Source organism: Caballeronia terrestris (assembly GCF_001544515.1).
Classification (GTDB): domain Bacteria; phylum Pseudomonadota; class Gammaproteobacteria; order Burkholderiales; family Burkholderiaceae; genus Caballeronia; species Caballeronia terrestris.
This window is the reverse complement of sequence record NZ_FCOL02000344.1, coordinates 1-1,735: the sequence shown is the minus strand read 5'-3', so window position 1 is coordinate 1,735 and position 1,735 is coordinate 1. Positions and strand designations below refer to the sequence as shown.

Annotated in this window: 1 protein-coding gene; it reads left to right on the top strand. The window is 60.2% G+C overall.

Translation table 11 applies throughout. The features are described from left to right. Positions 1 to 1,735 (top strand): heavy metal translocating P-type ATPase (locus tag AWB67_RS37275; RefSeq protein WP_143328495.1); only part of this gene is annotated, 1,735 nt, incomplete at both ends.

The window sequence follows — 1,735 nt, the reverse complement described above, 5'->3', positions numbered from 1 at the left end:
GTATGCGCTGATCTTTGTCGTGGCGGCGCTGTTGGTCGCGGCAGCGAGCTGGCTTGTCTCTGGACAAGTGGATCGGGCGCTCGCCGTTTTGGTCGTAGCGACGCCTTGTCCTTTGATTCTCGCCGTGCCCGTCGCGATTGTTTCCGGCATGTCGCGGTGCGCCAAACACGGCATCCTGATCAAGTCCGGTGGCGCGTTGGAACGACTTGCGCAAGCCACCGTGCTGTTTTTCGACAAGACAGGAACGCTCACGGCCGGACGTGCACGACTGGTTTCAATCGAAGCCGAATCGGGTACATCCGCCGACACGGTTTTGCGCTATGCCGCGTCTGTTGGCCAGGCATCCGCCCATGTCATATCCGAAGCGGTCACGACCGCCGCACGTGAGCGCGGCCTCGCCCTGTCGGTGCCGCGTGAAGTCATCGAAGAACCTGGCGCCGGCGTGACGGGCACAGCGGACGGTCAGATCATCAAGATCGGCTCCTTTGACTACGTATCGTCAGGTGCGACGCCGCCCGAGTGGAGCACAAGATTTCTGCGACTGCTGGCGCGCGAGGGCGCCGCAGCGGTGTTTGTGAGCGTTGACGGCAGAATGGTCGGCGCGCTTCAGATGGCGGATCAAATCCGTCTTGAGACGCCCCGAGCGCTGCGGCTCCTGAGACTCGAAGGCATCAAAGCGCTGGTCATGCTCACCGGCGATCGCCGCGACGTGGCCGAGACAGTCGGTGCAATGCTTGGCGTAACGGAAGTGCGCTCCGAGCTATCGCCATCGGACAAACTGACTGCGATCCGCTCAGCCCGACCGGAAGGCACGGTCGTCATGATCGGAGATGGAATTAACGACGCTCCGGCACTGGCCGCGGCCGATGTCCGCGTCGCGATGGGAGCGAGAGGCGCGGCCGCTTCCTCGGAGGCGGCGGACGTCGTGCTCCTTGTAGATCGGCTGGACAGGATCGTGGATGCATTGCGAATCGCGAAGCGGACAAGGAAAATCGCTGTCGAAAGCGTAATAGCAGGGATGTTGCTCTCGTCAGCGGCTATGATTGTCGCCGCCGTCGGACTTCTGCCGCCCATATATGGCGCGATGCTCCAGGAAGTCATTGACGTGGCGGTCATTGCGAACGCACTTCGGGCGTTGCAGATTCCCTCGACAGCGAAGGCCGGTCGGCTTGCCCGTGTTGATGCGGATCGGCTGATGCGCGAACACGTCGAGCTCGGTCCAGTAACCGAGCAAATTAGGGAACTGGCCGATAGCCTGCCGGGATTGCCTGCGAGCGCGGTAGCGGGCGAGTTGGCGCGCGTGAACGATTTGCTCTCGAATAAGCTCTTGCCCCACGAACAACGGGATGACAAGGACGTCTATCCTCAATTGGCGCGACTTGTCGGTGGTGAAGATCCGATGGCCGCAATGAGCGCCATGCATCGCGAAATCTTTCGCATCTCTCGCCTTTTTCGCCAGGCAACGGAAGCTGCGTCTGTTGAGATTCCCGACAGGGAGCATATAAGGGAACTGCAGCGTTTGCTCTACGGGCTCGATGCTGTTGTTCGCCTTCACTGCGCACAAGAAGACGAATTGATTCACGTACTCGGCGAAGAGATTTATAGCCATATAGTATATCGCGAGATTATTCACACTTCTGAGAGGAATTCTCACGTCCCCCTTTTTCGCGGCGTTGCGTCAGCATGCCCATGGACCGACTGCCACCGAACGTCTACTTTCAGACCACCGAGGAGG